The sequence below is a fragment of the Pseudomonas sp. CM25 genome, from assembly GCF_013179705.1.
Taxonomy (GTDB): Bacteria; Pseudomonadota; Gammaproteobacteria; order Pseudomonadales; family Pseudomonadaceae; genus Aquipseudomonas.
On record NZ_JABMCW010000359.1, the window covers coordinates 1 to 5,183 of the forward strand.

The following is a 5,183-nucleotide window of genomic DNA, read 5'->3' on the forward strand; positions in this document are numbered from 1 at the left end:
GCCTGCACCAGCGCCACGCCCTGGCGCGCAAGGCCGCGAGCCGGCGCAGCCACTGGCCTGATCGCGAAGCGGCGCTCGCTTCACTGCAAGGCCGTGGCATCTTCAAGGGCTGGGCGGATGCGGCGCTGCAGGCCTATGTCGAACATGCCATCGGTGATTGCGGCGAAGCGGTGGTCCTCAAATGCCGGCCCAGCCGTGAGGTGGAAATATTCAGCTCGTTCCCCAGGCGCATGTGGGCAAGCCTTGCTGCGATCAGCACCCCTACGCAGGTGTTGTATGGCGAGCACACCTATCCCTTCGTGCCACACTCGGTAAGTCGGCTGGCGGCGCTCAACCCGAATGTGACTGCGCAACAGGTAGCGGGCGGGCATTGTTTCATGCAGGAGGACCCTGGCAAGGCAGCTGATCAGGTGCTCGATTTCTTGCAGGGCTGATTGTTCCATCCATGGAACGATGCATGCCAAAACGGCTGACTACCGCCCGATTGACATCATTGATAAGGTTATCCCAGCCAAGAGAGGAGCCTTCTCATGAAAAAGATTCTGGGTATCCACCGCAACCCGCACGCTCATTGGGTGGGGGATGGTTTTCCGGTGCGCAGCCTGTTCACCTACGACAACCTGGCCAGCCAGATCAGCCCGTTCCTGCTGCTTGACTATGCCGGCCCCCATGATTTCACCCCGACTGCTGCACGACGGGGTGTCGGCCAGCACCCGCACCGCGGCTTTGAGACTGTGACCATCGTCTATCAGGGCGAGCTGGAGCACCGTGACTCCACCGGCGCTGGCGGTCTGATCGGCCCTGGGGACGTGCAGTGGATGACCGCCGCCAATGGCATCATCCATGAAGAGTTCCACTCCCCAGCCTTCGCCCGCAGCGGCGGCACGCTGGAAATGGTACAGCTGTGGGTCAACCTGCCGGCGCGGGACAAGCGGGCAGCGGCCGGGTATCAGACGCTGCTGGCCAACGACATCCCGGTGGTTGCACTGGACGGCGAGGGCGGTAGCTTGCGGGTCATTGCCGGTAACTACCTTGGGCACCAAGGCCCGGCGCGGACTTTTACCGCAATGGATGTGTGGGACCTGCGCCTGACTGCTGGTGCAGCCTTGCAGCTGCCGGTGGCCGCAGGGCGCAACGCGGCGTTGGTGGTGTTGCGCGGGACCGTGCGGGTCAACGGCGAGCGCGAGGCCGGCCCCTCCAGCCTGGTGCTGCTTGACCCGGCTGGCGAGGACATTACCCTCGAGGCGCCGGAAGGTGCCAGTGTGCTGCTGCTCAGCGGGGAACCGATCGATGAGCCAATCGTCGGCTACGGCCCGTTCGTGATGAACAGCCAGGCCGAGATTGCCGAGTCGTTCGACGATTTCCATGCCGGAAGGTTTGGGCAAATGCAGGATGCGCGGGACGGCGCTGCGCATTGATCATGGCGGATTGAATCGCCCGTACCGGCGACAAGGCCGGTACAGGCTACCGGTTTGCTGGCATGATGCAGCCATGCCCAAGCTCACCCGCCTGCACGCCGTGCGCCGATCACTTCCTACCCCACACCACCACATACTGTGGCTGCGCTACCGTGCCCCCTACCACTGGGCTTCGACCGTGGCATTCCTCGCCGCCCGCTGTATCCCTGGCATCGAAACCTGCCTCGACGGCACCTACAGCCGCTCGTTGGTGATTGCCGGTCAACACGCGGTGATGCACGCCACCCCTTTACCTGACCAACGCCTGCAGGTTCGCCTTGAAGGGGTGCCCTGCGCTGCGCTACCCGGCCTGATCGCCAGGCTTCGCCGGGTATTCAACCTTGACGCCGACCCTGTGCGCATCGCTGCCGAGCTATCTCGTGACCCACTGATGGCCCGGCTGCTGCAACAGCGTCCAGGCCTGCGTGTACCGCAAGGCTGGGACGCTTGCGAGCAGGCGATGCGCACGGTACTCGGGCAGCAGATCAGCGTCGCCGGCGCCATGACCCTGGCCGGCCGGCTGGTGCAACGCCACGGTGTCCCGCTGCGTCTCTCGGCGCCGGGGTTGAGCCACGTTTTCCCTGCTTTGTCAGTGCTGGCGGCTGCCCGGTTCGAGAACCTGGGCATGCCCAAGGCAAGGGCCGCCACCCTGGGCACGCTGGCCAATGCCTTGCTCGCCGAACCGGGCCTGTTGCGCACAGGGCAAGTGCTGGATGTGGTGCTGGGTAACCTCTGCAAACTCAAAGGCATCGGCCCATGGAGTGCGCAGTACCTTGCCCTGCGCCAGGCCGGCGCTGCCGACGCGATGCCGCTGGGCGATGTGGCCCTGGTCAAGGCGTTGCGCTTGCTGGAGGGGGCTGATGCGCAATTGGCTGATCGGGCATTGGCATGGCGACCTTGGCGAGCCTATGCAGCCCAGCATCTGTGGGCGTCGTTGGCCACAGGCGAGACCGCTCGTCGTTAAGTGCGCGATTGCGATCGAACACCCCCAGTGTCTGCGGATCTTCCACTAAGGTGCTAGATGATTCCCCCGAAAGATCATTGCCCCGGCGCATGGACGCCTGCCCGGGCATGCGCAATATCAATTGGCGCCCTGCCTGACAAAGGTGTACTCAAACACAACAGGCCATCCCACAGAGAGGGTCGTACCATGTCGTTGATTGGAGTTTCGATGCTAGAGATGCGGCAAATGATCGAGCAGGCCTGCCTGCCCGACCGTTGTGAAGTCAGTTGCCCGGATGGCGCCAACCTGACTATCCGCCTGGGTCAGGGCCAGAGTCTCGAAGCAGGCGTGACCCTGAGCGGGGTCCCGCTGCACAACCTGAACAGTTGCCGGGACCTGGTCACGCTGGTGGCGCAGCTCCACGCGTTACGCGCGAGCCACCCGGTCCCCCTCAAGGCCATTGCCTGAGGGAGCCTGTGCCCCGGCCAGTCCAGGCTGGCCGGGGACATCTGGCCCCGCCTCAGACTGAACCTATAGCAACTCCAGCAGCAGGTTCATGCCGCCGTCTCCGCATTTACCCTTGTCGCGCACCACTCCCCGATAGCTGCGCCCGTCCCAGACGAAAGCCACGCTGTGCGCCCGCTCGACCTTGTCGGGCAGCGGCGGGCAGATATGCAGGCGCAACCCCGGCCGCCCTTTGAGGGTCAGGTCGGCCATCTGGCATTCGCACTCCACGCTCTGGGCCACAGGGCCAAACAGGGTGTCGCGCACGTAATCGAGTTGCAGCGAGGCGTTGGGCGAACGGCCGGGCATTTTCATGGGCGCGGCACTCCGTATTGAAGGTGTGAAGGGTAAGGCGGGTTAGGCATGGCAAGCTCCAGGCAAAGCTAAGGCGCGACAAGGTATTTGAAGCCTGCCTGGCGAAGATGTTCAACGTGTTTCAGCCACGGGTGCTGAACGGTGGGTTGCCTGCCAGCTTCAGCCACCGGCCTTGCGCAACGTCAGGTTGATACGCCGTTCACCCAGACGCGGGTGCACGCCGGGCTTGATCGGCAGCACGCCATGGAACCGCAAACGGTCTTCGCCACCCCAGACCAGCACATCGCCGTGGTTCAGCGGGATGCGCCGGGTCTTGTCGGCACGCTGCAGGCCACCAAACAGGAACACCGCCGGCAAGCCCAGCGATACCGACACGATGGGCTGGGCGAAGTCCTGCTCGTCGCGATCCTGGTGCAGGCTCAGGCGGGTGCCGGGCAGGTAGTGGTTGACCAGGCAGGCATCGGGCACAAAACCGTCAAAGCCGGCCATGGCTGCGGCGCGGGTTGCGAGGTTCAGCAGCAGCGCAGGCAGCGCGGGCCAAGGCTCGCCGCTGAGCGGGTCGCAACGGCTGTAGCGGTAACCGTGTTCATCACTCACCCAACCCAGCGCACCACAGTTGGTCAGGCCCACCGCCATGCGCAGGCCCCCGGGGGTGGTCATGTGCCGGAACGGCGCGGCACGCAGCACCGGGCGCAGGGCGTCGAGCAGTGGCTCCATTTCGGCCAGGGCAAAGCCGGGTAGCAGCACGGTGTGGCTGGCCAGGCGTTGCGGCTGGGGGCCGAACAGATCGAGGTCGGACTGGATCATGGGGGAGGGTCAGGTCAGGTTTTGACCATTGTAATGTGCTTGGCAGGTCTGGCCTACTCGCGGGTGAACCCGCTCCCGCAGGTTCTGCACAGGCCTGAGGCAGTGGAGACCTATGGCAGCGGGCTCACCCGCGAACAGGCCGCGTAAAAAAACAAACAGGGCAGGAAAAAAAGGAACCGCGGCACCAGGGAGAGAAGCACCGCGGTTCAAGGGGGAGCCGTCTACTTCTGGGTCACAGTAGCCATGTTGGCGCTGCCCAGCTGGCTGATGGTGGCGGTTTGAGCCATACCGCTCTGGTCGACGAACGCCTTGTTGCCCTGGCCCCCTTGGGTCACGTAGGCGACGTTGATGCTGTCAGCCTGTTTGATGGTGGCTTCGTTGCCACTGCCATACAGCTGGTTGGTGTAGCTCTGGTTGCTGTAGCCGGACTGGTCCAGGGTGATGCTGTTGCCAGTGCCCTGGCTGTTGCCGTAGGCATAGTTGTCGGTACCACGCTGGTCGGCAATCAGGATGTTGTCGGTGCCGTTCTGCTCGAAGTACAACTCGTTGTTGCTGTCGGCCTGCTTGGTCTGCATCTGGTTGCCGGTGCCTTTCTGGTTCAGCGTGGCCACGTGGTTTTCACCATTCTGGGTCAGGTTGACGCCGTTGCCGGTACCGTTCTGGTTGATGGTGGCGGTCTGGTTGGCGCCGAACTGGCCGCCCATCTTGGCGCCTTTCCAGTTGCTGGCGGTGATGGTGTTGCCGTTGCCCTTGGTGTTGATGGTAAGGCTGAGGTTTTCGCCGTTCTGGTAGGTGTAGTGCAGGTTGTTGTTACCGGTCTGGGTAATGGTAGTGTTCGAATTGTTGGTTTCGAACTGATCCGACCAGCTGGCGTTGGCACGGCCCTGCTGTGACAGGCTGACCTTGTTGTCAGCGCCGAAGCTCTGGTCGATATAGGCTTCGTTGAGCTGCCCGGTCTGGGTGACGGCGGCTTGGCTGCCGATCTGTGTGTCCTGCCACACTTCCGCCGAGTTGCCGGTGCCGTACTGACCAATGCCGATGGTGCCGCCAGTACCGTCGCGCTGGTCGCCATAGGCCCAGTTTTCGCGGCCGTCCTGGTAGATCTGGACATCGCCATCGATGTGGTTCAGGTGCTCGGCGGCGGCGTAGTTGTCCTG

6 protein-coding genes and 1 pseudogene are annotated in these 5,183 nt (G+C 63.7%); 4 read left to right on the top strand and 3 right to left on the bottom strand.

The genetic code is table 11. The features are described from left to right. The 4 genes from HP546_RS25435 to HP546_RS25450 form a co-directional block, all read left to right on the top strand. The coding region (locus HP546_RS25435) for an alpha/beta fold hydrolase (RefSeq protein WP_172231144.1) at positions 1-434 on the top strand (434 nt) is incomplete at its 5' end. Between the two features lie 96 nt (positions 435-530). Next, complete coding sequence (locus HP546_RS25440) at positions 531-1,418, top strand: pirin family protein (protein ID WP_172231147.1); 888 nt, start codon at positions 531-533, stop codon at positions 1,416-1,418. Between the two features lie 73 nt (positions 1,419-1,491). Further along, positions 1,492-2,421, top strand: a complete 930-nt coding sequence (locus HP546_RS25445; RefSeq protein ID WP_172231150.1) for a DNA-3-methyladenine glycosylase — start codon at positions 1,492-1,494, stop codon at positions 2,419-2,421. A 186-nt stretch (positions 2,422-2,607) separates the two neighbouring features. Beyond that, positions 2,608-2,868, top strand: coding sequence for a DUF1652 domain-containing protein (locus tag HP546_RS25450; RefSeq protein WP_172231153.1), 261 nt, complete (start codon positions 2,608-2,610; stop codon positions 2,866-2,868). A gap of 63 nt (positions 2,869-2,931) precedes the next feature. On the opposite strand, the gene HP546_RS25455 is transcribed toward HP546_RS25450, so the two are convergent. The 3 genes and pseudogenes from HP546_RS25455 to HP546_RS25465 all read right to left on the bottom strand — a co-directional run. Further along, positions 2,932-3,219, bottom strand: a complete 288-nt coding sequence (locus HP546_RS25455; RefSeq protein ID WP_172231156.1) for a hypothetical protein — start codon at positions 3,217-3,219, stop codon at positions 2,932-2,934. Between the two features lie 159 nt (positions 3,220-3,378). After that, on the bottom strand, positions 3,379-4,026 hold the full coding sequence (alkB, locus tag HP546_RS25460; protein WP_172231159.1) for a DNA oxidative demethylase AlkB: 648 nt from the start codon (positions 4,024-4,026) through the stop codon (positions 3,379-3,381). Between the two features lie 221 nt (positions 4,027-4,247). Further along, positions 4,248-5,183, bottom strand: a pseudogene (locus HP546_RS25465) (curlin); the annotation flags it as partial.

What these genes read in the sequence shown, in the direction of transcription:
- HP546_RS25440 (WP_172231147.1), top strand. Translation starts at nt 531, where the DNA reads ATGAAAAAGATTCTGGGTATCCACCGCAACCCGCACGCTCATTGGGTG.
- HP546_RS25445 (WP_172231150.1), top strand. Translation starts at nt 1,492, where the DNA reads ATGCCCAAGCTCACCCGCCTGCACGCCGTGCGCCGATCACTTCCTACC.
- HP546_RS25450 (WP_172231153.1), top strand. Translation starts at nt 2,608, where the DNA reads ATGTCGTTGATTGGAGTTTCGATGCTAGAGATGCGGCAAATGATCGAG.
- HP546_RS25455 (WP_172231156.1), bottom strand. Translation starts at nt 3,219, where the DNA reads ATGAAAATGCCCGGCCGTTCGCCCAACGCCTCGCTGCAACTCGATTAC.
- alkB (WP_172231159.1), bottom strand. Translation starts at nt 4,026, where the DNA reads ATGATCCAGTCCGACCTCGATCTGTTCGGCCCCCAGCCGCAACGCCTG.